The sequence below is a fragment of the Nitratireductor sp. J20-h4 genome (assembly GCF_056780505.1).
Genome location: NZ_CM165557.1, coordinates 1,590,803 through 1,608,823, shown reverse-complemented (window position 1 = coordinate 1,608,823; position 18,021 = coordinate 1,590,803). Strand labels below are relative to the sequence as shown.

Sequence of the window (18,021 nt, the reverse complement as noted above, 5' to 3'; positions counted from 1 at the left end):
ATCACGATCTCTCCTATTCCGCTTATGTTTGTATTATGTTCCTTTTTTGTTCCGTTTTCAAGCCCACCAACGCCGCTCCCGCCTTCTGCTGCCAGTTTCGGTGAATCAACCGTAAACGGATTGCGGCATCACGAAAGGCAGGCGCGCCGCCGACGGGGCGCGGCCGGGCCCAACTGCCATTGCAGCGCGGCTGCTGAAGTCTGTCGCGGCCATGCGCGCAAGGTGGCCGAGGCCCGAGGCGGCGGCATGCGCGGAGGCGGACGGCCCGGATCAGCCGCGCGCGGCGGGCCGGATCACAGCGGTGCGATCTTGCCGTCGACCAGGGTGACCCGACGGTCCATGCGCGCGGCCAGATCGTGGTTGTGGGTGGCGATCATCGCCGACAGGCCGGAATGGCGCACCAGCGCCTCGAGCGCGTCGAAGACATAAGACGCCGTGGTCGGATCGAGATTGCCGGTCGGCTCGTCGGCGAGCAAGAGCAGCGGCGCGTTGGCGACCGCGCGCGCGATCGCCACACGCTGCTGTTCGCCGCCGGACAGCTCCGATGGACGATGATGGGCGCGCTTGCCGATCTTCATATAGTCGAGAAGCTGCAGCGCCCGCTCCTCGGCCTGTTTGGGGAGAAGACCGTGCACGAGCTGCGGCATCATGACGTTTTCCAAAGCGGAAAATTCCGGCAGCAGATGGTGGAACTGGTAGACGAAGCCGACATCGTTGCGCCGGATCGCGGTACGGTCGTCGTCGCCGAGACGCCCGCAGGCGCGTCCGTTCAAGAAAACCTCGCCGGCGTCGGGCCGCTCGAGCAGGCCGGCGGTGTGCAGGAGCGTCGACTTGCCGGCGCCAGACGGCGCGACCAGCGCCACCGTCTCGCCGCGCTTGAGCTCGAATTCGGCCCCGTTGAGGATGACGAGCGTCTTCGATCCCTGCTGGTAGCGCCGTTCGACGCCCTTCAGCACAAGCACGGCGGGTTGCGCCATCATTCGTACCTCAACGCTTCGACGGGATCGAGCCGGGCCGCCCGCCAGGCCGGAAACAGGGTGGCGAAAAACGACAGCACCAGCGCCATGACGACCACCGACACGGTTTCGCCGACATCCATCTTGGCCGGGAGCTGGCTCAGGAAATAGAGTTCGGGGTTGAAAAGGGTCGTGCCCGAGAGCCAGGAAAAGAACTGCCGGATCGATTCGACATTGAGGCAGATGACGACACCCAGCACCACACCGGCGAGCGTGCCGGTGATGCCGATCGCCGCGCCGGTCATGACGAAGATGCGCAGGATGGCGTTGCGCGTCGCCCCCATGGTGCGCAGGATGGCGATGTCGTGGCCCTTGTCCTTCACCAGCATGATCAGGCCGGAAATGATGTTGAGCGCGGCGACCAGCACGATCAGCGTCAGGATCATGAACATGACGTTGCGCTCGACCTCGAGCGCGGAAAAGAAGGTCTCGTTGCGCTGGCGCCAGTCGATCAGGAAGAGCGGGCGCCGGGCGGCGGCCTCGATCGCCGGCTTGAGGGCGTCGATCGCGTCGGGGTCGTCGACGAACACCTCGATGGTCTGGGCGCGGCCCTCGGCGTTGAAATAAAGCTGCGCCTCCGACAGCGCCATGAACACGATGGTGGCGTCATATTCCGACATGCCGACCTGGAAGATCGCGGTGACGGGATAGGCCTTCTGGCGCGCGACGGTGCCGAACGGGGTGACGTCGCCCTCCGGCGAGGTCAGCGTGATCACGTCGCCGACGACCAGCCCCAGCGTTTCGGCCATGCGCACGCCGATCGCCACCCCCTCGCCGGCGTCGAAGCCGTCGAGCGTGCCGGTGCGCACATTGCCGGCCACCAGCTCGATCTTTCCCAGGTCCTGCGCGCGCAGGCCGCGCACCAGCGCGCCGGTGCCGCGCCCGACATTGCCGGAGGCCAGAACCTGGCCTTCGACCATCGGGATGGCGTAGCGCACGCCGTCGACATCGTTGATGCGCGCGGCAACCTCGGCGTAGTCGTCGAGCGGCCGGTCGATCGGCTGGACGACGACATGGCCGTTGACGCCCAGAATGCGGGTCAGCAATTCGGCGCGGAAGCCGTTCATCACCGCCATGACGATGATCAGCGTGGCCACGCCGAGCATGATGCCGACGAAGGAGATGGACGCGATCACCGAAATGAAAGCCTCCTTGCGCCGCGAGCGCAGGTAACGCCAGGCCACCATGCGCTCGAAGGGCGAGAACGGCCCCGCGCCCGGCTTGATGTCGGCGGCGCTGCTCATCGGTCGCTACCGAACCGTGCCGGCACGTCCGCGACCGGAAGCGCCTGGCGCTCGCCGGTCTTGCGGTTCTTGACCTCGACCTCGCCGGCGGCGACCCCGCGCGGGCCGACGATCACCTGCCAGGGCAGGCCGATCAGGTCGGCGGTGGCGAACTTGCCGCCGGCGCGCTGGTCGGTGTCGTCGTAAAGCACGTCCCGGCCCGCCGCCCGCAGCTTCTCGTAGAGTTCCTCGCAGACCCGGTCGCAGGCCGCGTCACCCGCCTTCATGTTGATCAGCGCGATGTCGAACGGGGCCACGCTTTCGGGCCAGACGATGCCGTTATCGTCGTGGCTCGCCTCGATGATCGCCGCCAGAAGCCGGCTCGGGCCGATGCCGTAAGAGCCCATCGAGACGAAATGCTCCTTACCGTCGGGGCCGGTGACGCTCGCCTTCATCGGCTCGGAATATTTGGTGCCGAAATGGAAGATGTGGCCGACCTCGATGCCGCGCGCCGACACTTTCTCGTCCTCGGCGATCGCCGCCCAGGCGGCCTCGTCGTGCATTTCGTCGGTGGCCGCATAGGGCGTCGTCCAGGCGGCGACGATGTCGGCGATCTGCGCGTCATCGCCGAAATCGACATTTGCGTCCGGCACCTCGAACTCGAGAAAATCCTTGCGGCAAAAAACCTCGCTCTCGCCGGTCGAGGCCAGAATGATGAATTCGTGGCTGAGATCGCCGCCGATCGGCCCGGTGTCGGCGCGCATCGGGATCGCCTGCAGCCCCATACGCGCGAAGGTGCGCAGATAGGCGACGAACATGCGGTTATAGGCGGCCTTGGCGCCGTCGAAATCGAGATCGAAGGAATAGGCGTCCTTCATCAGGAACTCCCTGCTGCGCATGACGCCGAAGCGCGGGCGGACCTCGTCGCGATATTTCCACTGGATATGGTAGAGGTTGAGCGGCAGGTCCTTGTAGGACCTGACATAGGAGCGGAAAATGTCGGTGACCATCTCTTCGTTGGTCGGGCCGTACAGCATGTTGCGCTCGTGCCGGTCGGTGATGCGCAGCATCTCCTTGCCGTAATCCTCGTAACGGCCGCTCTCGATCCACAGATCGGCCGACTGGATGGTCGGCATCAGGATTTCCTGCGCGCCGGCGCGGTCCTGCTCCTCGCGGATGATGCGGTTGACCTTGTCGAGCACGCGCTTGCCGAGCGGCAGCCAGGAAAAGCTGCCCTGGCCCTGCTGGCGGATCATGCCGGCACGCAGCATCAGGCGATGCGAGACGATCTCGGCCTCGCGCGGGTTCTCTTTCAGGATGGGCAGGAAAAAGCGCGACAGTCGCATGAGATGTTCCGCTGGATGGAATGGACACGGGCGCCGGAATCGGCCGCACGACGCTGGCTCGTCTGCACGCGCTTCATAGCCATTTCAAGGCGGGTTGGGAACCCGACGCGACCGGCGCAAGATCGCCGCATGTAACGGCCGTTCCCAAGCCACTTTCCATTGTGCGATGCAGCAAAGGATTGATCGTTTCAGTGCAAAAAAAATCGTGACATGGCAAACATCGTTGGGTTAGTGTGCGGCCGCATAAAGAGGAGCGGGAATTCAACCGCTTTCCTACGCGGTCAAAGTCTTGGGAGGATGCGATCTAGGCGCGATTTTCCGCAGCCGCCGGACACCGGAAACAGATCGGACGCGTGATTAAACTGCAAGGCTTCGGCCTTGCATTTTTTTTGGAAAAACAAACGTTTGACCGCCGACGTTTCTTCGGCGCGCGAAGACTCATCTACTGAAAGTCGGGAACGACGGACGGAATATCGTCAAATGTGAAACCCAATTGTCGGGTGAGCACATAAAGCAGCCCGAAGATGAGCAGGGAAATCAGCGTGGCGCGGAAAGCGGCGCGGCGCATATGCGGGCCCTTGGGCGCGCTGGCGGTGGTGCCCAACGTGACGTCGCCGTCCTCGTCCTGGGTCTTCAAGCCGAAGGGCAGGACGACGAACAGCGTCACCCACCAGATGATGAAATAGACCGCGAATCCGGAAACCCAGCTCATCGACAAAATTCCTTTCCAGCGGCGGGCGGCTCAGGCCTGTTCCAGCTCGACCAGGGTCCCGGCGAAATCCTTCGGATGCAGGAACAGCACCGGCTTGCCGTGGGCGCCGGTCTTCGGCTCGCCGTCGCCCAGCACGCGCGCGCCTTCGGCCTTCAGCCGGTCGCGCGCGGTTACGATGTCGTCGACCTCGTAACACAGATGATGCATGCCGCCGGCGGGATTCCTGGCCAGAAACGCGGCGATCGGCGACGCGTCGCCGAGCGGCTCCAGCAACTCGACCTTGGTGTTGCCGAGGTCGACGAAGACAACCGTGACGCCGTGATCGGGCAGCGCCTGCGGCTCGGACAGCTTCGCGCCGAGCGTGTCGCGATAGACCGCGCTCGCGGCGGCAAGGTCGGGAACCGCGATGGCGACGTGGTTGAGTCTTCCAAGCATTCTCTTCGTCCCTTCGCCCCGGCCGGCCGCCCCGCAGGCGACCGCCGTTTTCGCACAACAGGCTTTAGCGCGTGACGAACACCGTCACCACGGGCTTTTTGCCCCAGCCCTCGCGGGCGGCGTTGCGCACCGCGCGGCGGACCGATTCCTGGAGCTGATCGAGGTTCTTGCGCCGCACGCGCGGGATCGATTCCACCGCGCCGATCGCCGCGTCGAGCATCACATCCTCGAGGAGCTCGCCGTTGCGGTCCTCCCCCGGCACGCCGTAGGACACGATGTCGGGATCGCCGGCAAGCTCGTAGCGTTCGTCGAGCACGACATTGATGGCGACGTGGCCGACAAAGGACAGCTTGCGCCGGGCGCGAATGCCGACCGCCTCCTCGCTGCCCAGCAGATAGCCGTCCTTGTAGATGCGGCCGGCCTTGACCTCTTCGACGATCTCGGGCGCGCCGGGCGCCAGGCGCAGCATGTCGCCATTGCGGATCTGCGACACGGTGGGCACGCCGGCCATCGCCGCCAGCGAGCCCTGCGCCACCAGATGGGCGGCCTCGCCGTGCACGGGCACCAGGTTCTGCGGGCGGACCCATTCGTACATGCGCTTGAGCTCGCTGCGCCGGGGATGGCCCGACACATGCACGAGCGCGTCGTCGTCCTCGATAATGCGGATGCCCTGGTCGATCAGCCGGTTCTTGATGTCCAAGATGGCCTTTTCGTTGCCGGGGATCGTGCGCGAGGAATAGATCACCGTATCGCCCGGCGCCAAGGTGACGTTGCGCAGCTCCTCGCGGGCGAGCTTGGCCAGAACGGCGCGCGGCTCGCCCTGGCTGCCGGTGCACAGGATAACCAGCTTGTCGCGCGCGATCTGGCCGTATTCCTCCTCGTCGGCAAACTCGGGCAGGCCGTCGAGATAGCCGAGCTCCGTGGCGACGTTGATCACCCGCTTCATCGAGGAGCCCATGACGATGACGCGGCGGCCGGCCTCGGTGGCGGCTTCGACGACCGAGCGAATGCGACCGACATTGGAGGAAAAGCTGGTGACGGCGACGCGCCCCTCGGCCTTGACGATCAGATCGCGCAGACCGTCGCCGACGGCCTCCTCGGACGGCGAGTCGCCCTCGCGCATGGCATTGGTCGAATCGCAGACCAGCGCCAGCACGCCGGCGTCGCCGAGCGCCCTGAAACGCGCCTCGTCGGTCTTTTCGCCGATGGTCGGCGCGGGATCGATCTTCCAGTCGCCGGTGTGGATCACCGTGCCGAGCGGCGTGGTGATGGCGAGGGAGACCGGCTCGGGGATCGAATGGGTGACGTTGACCGCCTCGATGTCGAACGGACCGACCGAAAACCTGTCGCCGGCGCGGTAGATCTCGATCGGGATTTTCGGCTGACGGCCCTGTTCGTAGTCGCGCTTGGCTTCCAGCAGGCCGGCGGCGAACGGCGTCATCCACACTTTGGCGCCGAGCCGCGGCCACAGGTCGAGCAGCGCGCCGTAATGGTCTTCGTGCGCATGGGTGATGACGATGCCGCGCAGCCGGTCCTTCTGGCCTTCCAGAAAGCCGATATCGGGCAGAACCAGATCGGCGCCGGGAAGGTCCGGGCCTGGAAAGGTGACGCCGCAATCGACCACGATCCACTCGCGCGCATGCGGCGGCCCGTAGCCGTAGAGGCCGAAATTCATGCCGATCTCGCCAACACCGCCGAGAGGCAGGAAGACGAGCTCGTTCTTGTCGTTTTTCGCCATGCGTGTCTTCCTTCCGCTTAATCCGCAGCGGCCGAGGCGATCACTCCAAAATGGACGTCGCCGGCCGCGATCTTCCAGTGTTTACCGTGCCGGTCGCGCACCACAAAGCGGCACTCGGCATCGATGGTCTCAAAGACGCCGCGCACGATTTCGCCATCGACGCGAACCGCCACCTCGCTGCCGAGCCCGGCGGCGCGCTTGAGCCAGGTCCGGCGCACGGCGTCGAGCCCCCTGCCCCCGTCCCATATCCGTTCAGCCGCGAGCCAGGCATCCGACAGCGCCAGAAACAGGGTCTGGGCGTCACCGCGCGCGCCCAGCGCCGATAGCGAGGTTGCCGGGTATGGCATCCCGGCGGGATGGGCAACGACATTGACGCCGATGCCGATCGCCACCGCGAAGCCACCGCCCTCCAGCATGGTCGATTCCAGCAGGATGCCGGCAAGCTTGGCGCCCCCGGCAAGCACGTCATTGGGCCATTTCAGCTCGAAACGCGACCTGGCGCGCGCATCGCCGCCGCCATCGGCCCCGATCGCGATCCGCCCGGCATCCGGCACGCATGCCTCGAGCGCGTCGCCGAGCGCCAGGCCGGCCACGAAGCCGAGCGTGGCGGCCACCGGCATCGGGCAGCAATTAACCAGAAGCAGGGTCGCGGCGAGATTGCCCTCAGGCGTCGCCCAGACCCGTCCGCGGCGGCCGCGTCCGGTCTCCTGTTTCGACGACACCACCCACAGCCGGCCGGGATCGCCGGCCCGCGCGCGCTCGAGCGCGGTGGCATTGGTCGAGCCGATCGTGTCGAACGCTTCGAGGCGAAATCCCGCCGCCGACGCCGGCGGAGCCAGAACAAAACCCATCCGGTCAGAAGAAGGTTTTCGCCGCCGCTTCGGCCATCGTGCCGACCGGTCCGCCGATCAGTACGTAAAACAGGACGAAAGCACCGGAGAGCCCGAGAACAAGCCGCAATTCGCCGGCCATCGGCACGAAAGCGCCGACCGGCTCGTCGAACCACATGATCTTGATGATGCGCAGATAATAATAGGCGCCGACCACCGAGGCGAGCACGCCGATCACCGCGAGCGCGTAAAGCTGGGCGTCGATCGCGGCCAGGAACACGTACCATTTTCCCCAGAACCCGGCGAGCGGCGGGATACCGGCGAGCGAGAACATCAGGATCGTCAGGATGGTGGCCATCACCGGATTGGTCGAGGCCAGGCCGCCGAGCTCGTCGATCTGCTCGACATTGCCTTCCTTGCGGCGCATGGCGAGGATGAAGGCGAAGGTGCCGAGCGTCATCACCAGATAGATCAGCATATAGATGACCACGCCGCGCACGCCGGCCTCGGTGTTGGCGGCAAGCCCGACCAGGGCGTAGCCCATATGGCCGATCGAGGAATAGGCCATCAGCCGCTTGATGTTGCTCTGGCCGATGGCGGCGAAAGCGCCGAGCAGCATCGAGGCGATGGCCACGAACACGATGATCTGCTGCCAGTCGGGTGCGACCGGCTCGAAGGCGCCGACGGTGACGCGCACGATCAGCGCCATCGCCGCCATCTTGGGCGCGGCGGCGAAAAACGCGGTCACCGGGGTCGGCGCGCCTTCATAGACGTCGGGCGTCCACATGTGGAACGGCACGGCGGAGATCTTGAACGCCAGGCCGGCGAGCACGAAGACCAGGCCGAAAACCAGCCCGAGCTGCCGCTCGCTGCCGGACAGAACGGCCGCGATCTCGTCGAAACCGGTGTGGCCGGTATACCCGTAGACCAGCGACATGCCGTAAAGCAGCATGCCGGACGACAGCGCGCCGAGGACGAAATATTTCAGGCCGGCCTCGGTGGAGCGGACATTGTCGCGGTTGATCGCCGCGATCACGTAAAGCGCCAGCGACTGCAGCTCGAGGCCGAGATAAAGCGCGATCATGTCGTTGGCCGACACCATCAGCGCCATGCCGAGCGTTGCCAGCAGGATCAGGACCGGGAATTCGAACTTGTCGAATTTTTCCGCCTTGGCGAAGCCGACCGACATGATCAGCGTCAGGATGGCGCCCACGAAGGTGAGAAACTTCATGAAGCGGGCGAACGGATCGCTGACGAAGGCGCCGTTGAAGGCCTCGCCGTCGCCGCCGAAAAACAGCATCCACGCCGTCGCGGCGGCCAGCACGGCCACCGCCAGGCCGGTGACCAGCGTGTTGGAGCGCTCGTCGGCGAAAACGCCGATCATCAACAGCGCCATCGCCGCCACGGCCAGAAACAGTTCGGGCGTCGCGAGGATCAGGCTTTGGGAAAGTTCAGCCGACATCGTGTTTGCAAACCCCTACTGCGCCAGCCCGGCCGCTGCGGTGGACTGTCCCGCCTCGATCGAGGCGGCGACGTTGTTGACGAGGGCCTCGACGGAGGCCGCGGTGGCGTCGAAGACAGGCGCCGGATAGACGCCGAAGAAGATGACGAAGATCACCAGCGGATAGATCACCATCTTCTCGCGCATCGACAGGTCGAGCATGCCCTTCAGGCTTTCCTTGGTCAGCTTGCCGAAGATCACCCGGCGGTAAAGCCACAGCGCGTAGGCAGCCGACAGGATGACGCCGGTGGCGGCGAAAAAAGCCACCCAGGTATTGACTTTGAACACGCCGAGCAGCGTCAGGAACTCGCCGACGAAACCGGACGTGCCCGGCAGGCCGACATTGGCCATGGTGAAGATCAAGAACACCACCGCGTATTTCGGCATCTTGTTGACCAGCCCGCCATAGGCCGCGATCTCGCGGGTGTGCATGCGGTCGTAGATGACGCCGACGCACAGGAACAGCGCGCCCGAGACCAGGCCGTGCGACAGCATCTGAAAAATGCCGCCCTGGATGCCCTCCTGGTTGAGGGCGAAGATGCCCATCGTGACGTAGCCCATATGGGCGACCGAGGAATAGGCGATCAGCTTCTTGATGTCCTCCTGCATCAGCGCGACCAAAGAGGTGTAGATGATGGCCACCACCGAAAGCGTGAACACGAAGGGCGCGAAATCGGCCGAGGCGAGCGGGAACATCGGCAGCGAAAAGCGCAGGAAGCCGTAGCCGCCCATCTTCAACAGGATGGCGGCCAGGATGACGGAGCCGGCGGTCGGCGCCTCGACATGCGCGTCGGGCAGCCAGGTGTGGACCGGCCACATCGGCATCTTGACGGCGAAGGAGGCGAAGAAGGCGAGCCACAGCCATGTCTGCATGCCGGCCGGGAAATCATGCGCAAGCAGGGTGGGGATGTCGGTCGTGCCGGCCTGCCAGTACATCGCCATGATGGCCAGAAGCATCAGCACCGAGCCGAGCAGCGTGTAGAGAAAGAACTTGAAGCTGGCATAGACGCGCCGCTTGCCGCCCCACACGCCGATGATGATGAACATCGGGATCAGGCCCGCCTCGAAGAAGACGTAGAACAAGACGATGTCGAGCGCGCAGAACACGCCGATCATCAGCGTTTCCAGGATCAGGAAGGAGATCATGTACTCCTTCACGCGCTTGTCGACCGATTGCCACGAGGCCAGGATGCACAGCGGCATCAAGAAGGTGGTGAGGATGACGAACAGCATCGAAATGCCGTCGACGCCCATGTGATAGGCGATGCCGCCGCCCAGCCATTCGGTCTTCTCGACCATCTGGAAACCGGGATTGGCGTTGTCGAAGCCGGCCCAGATGAACAGCGACAGCAGGAAGGTGAAGCTGGTCGTGAACAGGGCGACATTGCGGATGTTGCGGCGCGCGGAGGCCCCCTCGTCCCGGATCATCAGGATGAGGAAGGCGCCGACCAGCGGCAGGAAGGTGACCGTGGTGAGGATGGGCCATTCGGTCATGATTTAGAACGAGCTCCCGAGCATCATCCAGGTGACGAGGGCGGCGACGCCGATCAGCATCGCGAAGGCGTAATGGTAGAGATAGCCGGTCTGCAGCTTGACGACCTTGTTGGTGACGTCGATGACGCGGGCTGAAACCCCGTCCGGGCCGAGCCCGTCGATCACCTTGCCGTCGCCGGTCTTCCACAGGAAGCGGCCAAGCCACATGGCCGGCCTGACGAACAGGAAATCGTAGAGTTCGTCGAAATACCATTTGTTGAGCAGGAAGGCGTGCAGACCGCGGTGCTGCGCGGCGAGCTGTTTCGGCGTCTCCGGCGAGCGGATGTAGAATTGATAGGCGACCAGCAATCCGACAAGCATGGCCACGAACGGCGACAGCTTCACCCACAGCGGCACGTCGTGGAAATCGTGCAGGATGTGGTTGTCCGGCAGCGTGAACAGGGCGCCTTTCCAGAACGCGTCATACCCCTCGCCGATGAAGGCCCCGTGGAAGACCACGCCGGCAAACAGCGCGCCGGCCGCCAGCACGAACAGCGGCAAGAGCATGACCGGCGGCGATTCGTGCACATGGTGCATGACGTCGGCAGACGCGCGCGGCTTGCCGTGGAAGGTCATGAAGATCAGGCGCCAGGAATAGAAGCTGGTGAAGACCGCGGCCACGACCAGAAGGGTGAAGGCGAAGGTGGCCATGGCGTTGTGGCCGACGAAGGCGCCCTCGATGATGGCGTCCTTGGAGAAGAAGCCGGCCGTGCCGATGATGGTGGCGGGGATGCCGACACCGGTCAGCGCCAGCGTGCCGATGATCATCATCCAGTAGGTGGTCGGGATCAGCTTCCTGAGCCCGCCCATCTTGCGCATGTCCTGCTCGTCGGAGACGGCGTGGATGACCGAGCCGGAGCCGAGGAACAGCAGCGCCTTGAAGAAGGCGTGCGTGAACAGGTGGAAGATCGCGGCGGAATAAAAGCCGAGCCCCAGCGCGACGAACATGTAGCCGAGCTGCGAACAGGTCGAATAGGCGATCACGCGCTTGATGTCGTTCTGCACCAGGCCGACGGTGGCGGCGAAGAAGGCAGTGAAGGCGCCGACGAAAGTGACCACCAGGAGCGCGGTGTGCGACAGTTCGAAGATCGGCGACAGGCGCGCGACCATGAACACGCCGGCCGTGACCATGGTGGCGGCATGGATGAGCGCGGAAACCGGCGTGGGACCTTCCATGGCGTCCGGCAGCCAGGTGTGCAGCGGCACCTGGGCCGACTTGCCCATCGCGCCCAGGAACAAAAGCAGGCAGACCACGGTCAGCGCGGCATGCCGGTCGAGTTCGTAACCGAGGAAATTCAGCACCGAGCCGGCCTGCGTGCCCGCCTCTCCGGCCGCCTCGGCAGCCGGCAGGAAGGACTGGGTGTTGGCGAAGATGGTGCCGAGATTGACCGAGCCGAACAGCACGAACACGCCGAATATGCCGAGGATGAAGCCGAAATCGCCGACGCGGTTGACGACGAAGGCCTTGATGGCGGCGGCGTTGGCGGTCGGCTTTTTGTACCAGAAGCCGATCAGCAGATAGGAGGCGAGACCGACGCCCTCCCAGCCGAAGAACATCTGCACCAGATTGTCGGACGTCACCAGCATCAGCATGGCGAAGGTGAACAGCGACAGATAAGCGAAAAAGCGCGGCCGGTGCGGGTCGTGGTGCATGTAGCCGATCGAGTAGATGTGGACCAGCGCCGAGACCGTGTTGACGACGACCAGCATGACCACGGTCAGCGTGTCGATGCGGAACGACCAGGCCACGTCGAGCGTGCCGGACTGGATGAAGCGCATGACCGGCACGGTGAACGCCTCGCCATCGCCGAAGCCGACGGTGAAGAAGGCCACCCACGACAGGACGGCCGCGATCACCAGGAAGCCGGAGGTGATGTACTCACTCGCCTTGGCGCCGATCGAGGCGCCGAGCAGGCCCGCGATCAAGAAACCGAAAAGCGGAAGAAAGACGATGGCGTGATACATGTCAGCCCTTCATCATGTTGACGTCTTCGACGTCGATGGAGCCGCGGTTGCGGAAGAAAACGACAAGGATGGCAAGCCCGATCGCCGCCTCGGCGGCAGCGACCGTCAGCACGAACAGGGCAAAGACCTGGCCGACGAGGTCGCCGAGAACGGCAGAGAACGCGACGAAGTTGATGTTGACGGCCAACAGGATCAGCTCGACCGACATCAAGATGATGATGACGTTCTTGCGGTTGAGGAAGATGCCGAACACGCCGAGCGTGAACAGCACGGCCGAGACGGTGAGGAAATGCGCGATACCGATCGTCATGATTGTCCCCGTCAGATGCCCTTGCCCGTTTCCACATCGACGACCTCGATCGCGGTCTCGGGCGTGCGCGCCACCTGGACCGGGACCGACTGGCGCTTGACGCCCTCCTTGTGGCGGAGCGTCAGCACGATCGCGCCGATCATCGCCACCAAAAGCACGAGGCCGGCGATCTGGAAGAAATAGATGTAGTCGGTGTAGAGAATGTCGCCGAGCGCGGCCGTGTTGTGACGCACGTCCGGCGCCGGGGTCGGCTGCGCCACGGCGGTGGCGAGTTCGGGCGCGAAACTGTAGCCGCCGACCACCACCACGATCTCGGCGGCGAGAATCAGTCCGACCAGCGCCCCGATCGGCGCATATTGCAGCGCGCCGCGCTTCATCTCGGCAAAATCGACGTCGAGCATCATGACGACGAACAGGAACAGCACCGCCACCGCGCCGACATAGACCACCAGGAGAATCATGGCGAGGAATTCGGCGCCGGTGAGCAGGAACAGCCCGGCGGCGTTGAAGAAGGTCAGGATCAGGTAGAGCACCGAATGCACGGGATTGCGCGCGGCGATGACCATGAAGGCCGCCGCCACCGCGATGAAGGCGAACAGATAGAAAAAGATCGCCTCAAGTCCTGTCAGCATGGGTTCCCCCAATTCTCCGCCGCGGGAAACGTCCCGCATCATTCCGGCCTTTCGCCCCAGGCGAAAACCGCGTTGTCCTTAGACCAGCCGTCCGCGCCCGTCCATGTCGAATGGCTATCTGTAGGGCGAGTCCAACGCAATGTTGCGCGCGATCTCGCGTTCCCAGCGGTCGCCGTTGGCGAGCAGCTTGTCCTTGTCGTAATAAAGTTCCTCGCGCGTCTCGGTCGCGAACTCGAAATTCGGTCCCTCCACGATCGCGTCGACCGGGCAGGCCTCCTGGCAGAAGCCGCAATAGATGCACTTCACCATGTCGATGTCGTAGCGCACCGTGCGGCGGGTGCCGTCATTGCGCCGCGGTCCCGCCTCGATGGTGATCGCCTGGGCGGGGCAGATCGCCTCGCACAGCTTGCAGGCGATACAGCGCTCCTCCCCATTGGGATAGCGGCGCAGCGCATGCTCGCCGCGAAAGCGCGGCGACACCGGCCCCTTCTCGAAGGGATAGTTGAGCGTGTGCTTGGGCGCGAAGAACTGCCGCATGGCCAGGAAGAACGCGCCGACGAATTCCTTCAAAAGCAGCGACTTTGCGGCTTGGGCGAGCGCTGACATGACTATTCTCCAGCAATCAACGGGGCGATGAAAAAGCCCACGATCGGCAAGAGCACGAGCTGGCTCAGGCCGGTGACGTTCAAGACGCGCTTCGTCTCCGGCAGATCGACGCGCGCGGCCAAAAGCCTCAGCAGCGCGAGGTCGGCTACCGCGATCACGAGCCCAACAAGGGCGCCGATGAGGCCCGCGCCCATCCTATGCCACCAGTCCGGTGAATTTCAGGAAGGCGGCGGTGGCGACGACCATGAACAGCGAGATCGGCAAAAACACCTTCCAGCCGAGGCGCATCAACTGGTCGTAGCGATAGCGCGGCACAATGGTCTTCACGATGGCGAAGAAGAAGAAGACGAAGCAGATCTTGAGCATGAACCAGACGATGCCGGGCACCCAGGTGAAGGGCGCGAAATCGAACGGCGGCAGCCACCCGCCCAGGAACAGGATCGTCATCAGCGCGCACATCAGCATGATGGCGACGTATTCGCTGAGCATGAACAGCAGGTACGGCGTCGAGGAATATTCGATCATGTGGCCGGCGACCAGCTCCGATTCGGCCTCGACCAGGTCGAAGGGCGGCCGGTTGGTCTCCGCCAGGGCGGAGATGAAGAAGATCACGAACATCGGGAACAGGCCGAGCCAGTGCCAGTCCAGAAAACTGTTGGGCAGGCCGGCCATGGTGCCCAGGCCGTCGCGCTGCGACAGGACGATGTCGGTCAGGTTGAGCGAGCCGACGGCCAGAAGCACGGTGACGATGACGAAACCGATCGAGACCTCGTAGGACACCATCTGCGCGGCCGAGCGCAGCGCGCCGAGGAAGGGATATTTGGAGTTCGAGGCCCAGCCGGCCATGATCACGCCATAGACCTCGAGCGAGGAGATGGCGAAGATGTAGAGAATGCCGACATTGATGTTGGCGATCACCCAGTTTTCGTCGAACGGCACCACCGCGAAGGTGGCCAGCGCCAGCACGGTGGTAACGAGCGGCGCCAGCAGGAACACGCCCTTGTTGGCGCCCGACGGGATCACCGGCTCCTTGACGACGAATTTCAGCAGATCGGCGAAGGACTGCAGCAGCCCCCAGGGGCCGACGACGTTGGGACCGCGCCGCAGCATCACCGCCGCCCAGATCTTGCGGTCGGCGTAGAGAATGAACGCGATGAAGACCAAAAGCGCGACGATGACCAGCAGGGACTGGCCGACGATGATCAGCCCCGGCAGTACGTAGGTGGTGAAGAAGAGGTCCATCGTCATGCCTTACTCAGCCGCCTGCCTGAAGCCGCCCCTGGCCATGGCGGAACATTCCGCCAGCACGGCAGAGGCGCGGGCGATCGGGTTGGTGAGATAAAAATCGGCCACCGACGAGGTGAGCGCGCTCTTGTTGAGGCGCCCGCCGGCGGAGGCCAGCCTGGCGACATCGGCCGGGTCGCCGGCCGCGATCCGGTCGATCTCGGCGAAATGCGGATGGTCCCGGTAGAGCGCGGCGCGCAATTGCTGCAGCGAATCGAACGGCAGTTTCTTGCCGAGCACGTCGGACAGCGCCCGCAGGATCGCCCAGTCCTCCTTGGCCTCGCCCGGCGCGAAGCCGGCGCGATTGGTCATCTGGACCCGACCCTCGGTGTTGACATAGGTGCCGGACTTTTCGGCATAGGTCGCGCCCGGCAGGATCACGTCGGCGCGATGCGCGCCGGCATCGCCGTGGCTGCCTATATAGACGGTGAAGGCGTCGCCGATCCGGTTCATGTCGAACTCGTCGGCGCCGAGCAGGACCAGGACGTCGAGCGCGCCCATCATCTCGGCCGCGCTCTTGCCGCCGGCCTGCGGCACGAAGCCGAGATCGAGCCCGCCGACGCGCGCGGCGGCGGTGTGGAGCACACCAAAACCGTTCCAGTCCGCGCCGAGCGCGCCGCACTGGTCGGCGACCCTGGCGGCGAGCCCGAGCAGGGCCGCGCCGTCGGAACGGGAAAGCGCGCCCTGCCCCACGATCACCATCGGCCGCTTGGCCTTCTTCAAAACCTGGAAGAACTTGCCCTTGCCGCCGGCAAGCTCCTTGAGCGCCTCACCGCCGGAACCCAGCGCCTCGTAGTCGTAGCGCAGATCGCCGACCTCGCCGACGACGCCGACCGGAAAACCGCCCATGCGCCAGCGCTTGCGGATGCGGGCGTTGAGCACGGAGGCCTCGAAACGCGGATTGGCGCCGACGATCAACAGCGCGTCGGCCTGTTCGATGCCCTCGATGGTGGGGTTGAACAGATAGCCGGCGCGGCCCTTTTCCGGATCGAGCGCGGCGCCGTCCTGGCGGCAGTCAATATTGCCCGAACCGAGCGCGGCCATCAGCTGCTTGAGCGCGAACATCTCCTCGACCGTCGACAGATCGCCGGCGATCGCGCCGATGCGCTCGGCCGGGGCGGCGGCGACCTTTTCGGCGATCGCGGCAAAGGCCTCGCTCCACGACGCCGGCGCGAGCCGGCCGTTGCGGCGGATATAGGGGCGGTCAAGACGCTGGGTGCGGATACCGTCCCACACGAAGCGGGTCTTATCGGAAATCCACTCCTCGTTCACCTGTTCGTTGACGCGCGGCAGAATGCGCATCACCTCGCGGCCGCGCGTGTCGACCCGGATCGCGGAGCCGACCGCGTCCATGACGTCGATCGATTCGGTCTTGGACAATTCCCACGGCCGGGCCTGGAACGCGTAGGGCTTGGAGGTCAGCGCGCCGACCGGGCACAAATCGATGACATTGCCCTGGAGCTCGGAGGTCATCGCCTGTTCGAGATAGGTCGTGATCTCGGCGTCCTCGCCGCGGCCGATCAGGCCGAGTTCGGAAATGCCGGCAACTTCGGTGGTGAAGCGGACGCAACGCGTGCAGTGGATGCAGCGCGTCATGATCGTCTTGACCAGCGGGCCGATATATTTGTCCTCAACGGCGCGCTTGTTTTCCTTGTAGCGCGAGGAATCGACGCCGAAGGCCATGGCCTGGTCCTGCAGGTCGCATTCGCCGCCCTGGTCGCAGATCGGGCAGTCGAGCGGGTGGTTGATGAGCAGGAACTCCATCACCCCCTCGCGCGCCTTCTTGACCATCGGCGTGTTGGTGAACACTTCCGGCAGTTCGCCGTTCGGGCCCGGGCGCAGGTCGCGCACGCCCATGGCGCAGGAGGCGGCCGGCTTGGGCGGCCCGCCCTTCACCTCGACCAGGCACATGCGGCAATTGCCGGCGATCGACAGCCGCTCGTGGAAGCAGAAGCGCGGCACTTCCGCGCCCGCGTCCTCCGCCGCCTGAAGCAGCGTGTAGTGATCGGGCACCTCGATTTCCTTGCCGTCGACCTTGAGTTTCGTCATCTCGTGCCCCCGGCGCCGAACGCCGTTTCGTCATCCAATTGCCGAGGCAGCCCCCGGCCTTTCGCCTAGTTGCCGTTGCCGGCTGACAGTTTCTTTGCCTGGCCGCGCCAGTCGTCGCGCTCGATGCGGCCCCTGAAGCCGAACTCCTCGTCGAGACGCGCGATCTCCTCGTCGGTGAGCGCGGCGATCTGGGCATAGCGGCGAATGCCGCGCCGGTTCAAGACCTGCTCGAGCTTCGGGCCGACGCCCGAAATCGCCTTGAGATCGTCGGCGGCGGTCTCAGCCGCCGGTGCCGCCGCGTCCTCATAGCGCGCCTTGGCGGCGGCGGTCACCCGCGCCGCGTCGTCGGCGACCGCGCGCGCCATCTTGCCGCTGGTTTCGGCGAGGTCGCGGGCCGCGTGCTCGACATCGGCGGCCAGCGTCTCGACGGCGGCGCGCATGCGCGCGCGCGGCGAGGCCGGCGTCTTGTAGGCCGGTTCGGCGGTGGCGGCCTCGTTGTCAGCCAGGCTGCGTTCGGACAGCCGCCTTGCCGCCTCCATGGAGCCCGCGACGGTTCCCATCCACAGGCCGAAGGCGTGGCCGGCAACGCCGATGCCGATCGCCGTCATCGCCGCCGTGGCGGCCAAAGGATGGGCGGCCAGATTGACGGCGCCGCGAAACTCCTTCGGCATCAGCTCGGAAAAATCCTGCGTCATCTTTTCCAATCCGGCTTCCACTTCCATCACATCAGGCCGCACCGCGCGGGGCTTGAAATCGAACGACATGGCCTGTCTCCTTTCGCTTCACCGCCCCGGTCGTTACCCGTCCCTTTCCAGTGCGTGTCCGTGACGTCTTGTCAGAC

Annotated in this window: 17 protein-coding genes; all 17 read right to left on the bottom strand. The window is 64.9% G+C overall.

The genetic code is table 11. The features are described from left to right. Positions 1–293 precede the first annotated feature (293 nt). The 17 genes from ACT2B0_RS07815 to ACT2B0_RS07735 all read right to left on the bottom strand — a co-directional run bounded on the left by ACT2B0_RS07815 (position 294) and on the right by ACT2B0_RS07735 (position 17,944). Positions 294–980: an ABC transporter ATP-binding protein gene (locus ACT2B0_RS07815; protein WP_473463275.1), complete on the bottom strand. Its 687-nt coding sequence runs from the start codon at positions 978–980 to the stop codon at positions 294–296. Next, positions 977–2,260, bottom strand: a complete 1,284-nt coding sequence (locus ACT2B0_RS07810) for a lipoprotein-releasing ABC transporter permease subunit (protein WP_473463271.1) — start codon at positions 2,258–2,260, stop codon at positions 977–979. Before ACT2B0_RS07810 ends, ACT2B0_RS07815 begins: the two co-directional genes overlap by 4 nt. Beyond that, a complete protein-coding gene (proS, locus tag ACT2B0_RS07805) occupies positions 2,257–3,585 on the bottom strand; it encodes a proline--tRNA ligase (RefSeq protein WP_473463269.1) in 1,329 nt (442 codons plus the stop codon). Before proS ends, ACT2B0_RS07810 begins: the two co-directional genes overlap by 4 nt. 442 nt (positions 3,586–4,027) lie before the next feature. Further along, the gene (locus ACT2B0_RS07800) at positions 4,028–4,297 is read right to left on the bottom strand and encodes a DUF1467 family protein (RefSeq protein ID WP_473463267.1); all 270 of its coding nucleotides are present in this window, start codon (positions 4,295–4,297) and stop codon (positions 4,028–4,030) included. A gap of 30 nt (positions 4,298–4,327) precedes the next feature. Next, positions 4,328–4,732, bottom strand: coding sequence for a methylmalonyl-CoA epimerase (mce, locus tag ACT2B0_RS07795; RefSeq protein ID WP_473463265.1), 405 nt, complete (start codon positions 4,730–4,732; stop codon positions 4,328–4,330). A gap of 64 nt (positions 4,733–4,796) precedes the next feature. After that, complete coding sequence (locus ACT2B0_RS07790; protein ID WP_473463263.1) at positions 4,797–6,470, bottom strand: ribonuclease J; 1,674 nt, start codon at positions 6,468–6,470, stop codon at positions 4,797–4,799. Between the two features lie 17 nt (positions 6,471–6,487). Continuing rightward, entirely contained in the window at positions 6,488–7,321 is an 834-nt protein-coding gene (locus ACT2B0_RS07785; protein WP_473463261.1) for a biotin--[acetyl-CoA-carboxylase] ligase, read from the bottom strand. Between the two features lie 4 nt (positions 7,322–7,325). Then, positions 7,326–8,762 (bottom strand): NADH-quinone oxidoreductase subunit NuoN, encoded by a 1,437-nt coding sequence (gene nuoN, locus ACT2B0_RS07780; RefSeq protein WP_473463259.1) that lies wholly within the window; start codon positions 8,760–8,762, stop codon positions 7,326–7,328. Between the two features lie 15 nt (positions 8,763–8,777). Continuing rightward, on the bottom strand, positions 8,778–10,295 hold the full coding sequence (locus ACT2B0_RS07775; RefSeq protein WP_473463256.1) for an NADH-quinone oxidoreductase subunit M: 1,518 nt from the start codon (positions 10,293–10,295) through the stop codon (positions 8,778–8,780). Between the two features lie 3 nt (positions 10,296–10,298). Further along, a complete protein-coding gene (gene nuoL / locus ACT2B0_RS07770; protein WP_473463254.1) occupies positions 10,299–12,299 on the bottom strand; it encodes an NADH-quinone oxidoreductase subunit L in 2,001 nt (666 codons plus the stop codon). A gap of 1 nt (position 12,300) precedes the next feature. Next, positions 12,301–12,609, bottom strand: a complete 309-nt coding sequence (gene nuoK, locus ACT2B0_RS07765) for an NADH-quinone oxidoreductase subunit NuoK (RefSeq protein ID WP_106569609.1) — start codon at positions 12,607–12,609, stop codon at positions 12,301–12,303. Between the two features lie 11 nt (positions 12,610–12,620). Beyond that, a complete protein-coding gene (locus ACT2B0_RS07760) occupies positions 12,621–13,241 on the bottom strand; it encodes an NADH-quinone oxidoreductase subunit J (protein WP_473463252.1) in 621 nt (206 codons plus the stop codon). A gap of 114 nt (positions 13,242–13,355) precedes the next feature. Then, positions 13,356–13,847, bottom strand: coding sequence for an NADH-quinone oxidoreductase subunit NuoI (gene nuoI / locus ACT2B0_RS07755; protein ID WP_473463250.1), 492 nt, complete (start codon positions 13,845–13,847; stop codon positions 13,356–13,358). A 2-nt stretch (positions 13,848–13,849) separates the two neighbouring features. Further along, the gene (locus tag ACT2B0_RS07750; protein ID WP_127598293.1) at positions 13,850–14,041 is read right to left on the bottom strand and encodes a hypothetical protein; all 192 of its coding nucleotides are present in this window, start codon (positions 14,039–14,041) and stop codon (positions 13,850–13,852) included. A 1-nt stretch (position 14,042) separates the two neighbouring features. Continuing rightward, positions 14,043–15,089, bottom strand: a complete 1,047-nt coding sequence (gene nuoH / locus ACT2B0_RS07745) for an NADH-quinone oxidoreductase subunit NuoH (protein WP_106569974.1) — start codon at positions 15,087–15,089, stop codon at positions 14,043–14,045. 9 nt (positions 15,090–15,098) lie between these two features. Then, positions 15,099–17,180 (bottom strand): NADH-quinone oxidoreductase subunit NuoG, encoded by a 2,082-nt coding sequence (gene nuoG / locus ACT2B0_RS07740; protein ID WP_473463248.1) that lies wholly within the window; start codon positions 17,178–17,180, stop codon positions 15,099–15,101. Between the two features lie 65 nt (positions 17,181–17,245). Then, positions 17,246–17,944, bottom strand: a complete 699-nt coding sequence (locus ACT2B0_RS07735) for an NADH-ubiquinone dehydrogenase (protein WP_473463246.1) — start codon at positions 17,942–17,944, stop codon at positions 17,246–17,248. Positions 17,945–18,021: the final 77 nt, after the last annotated feature.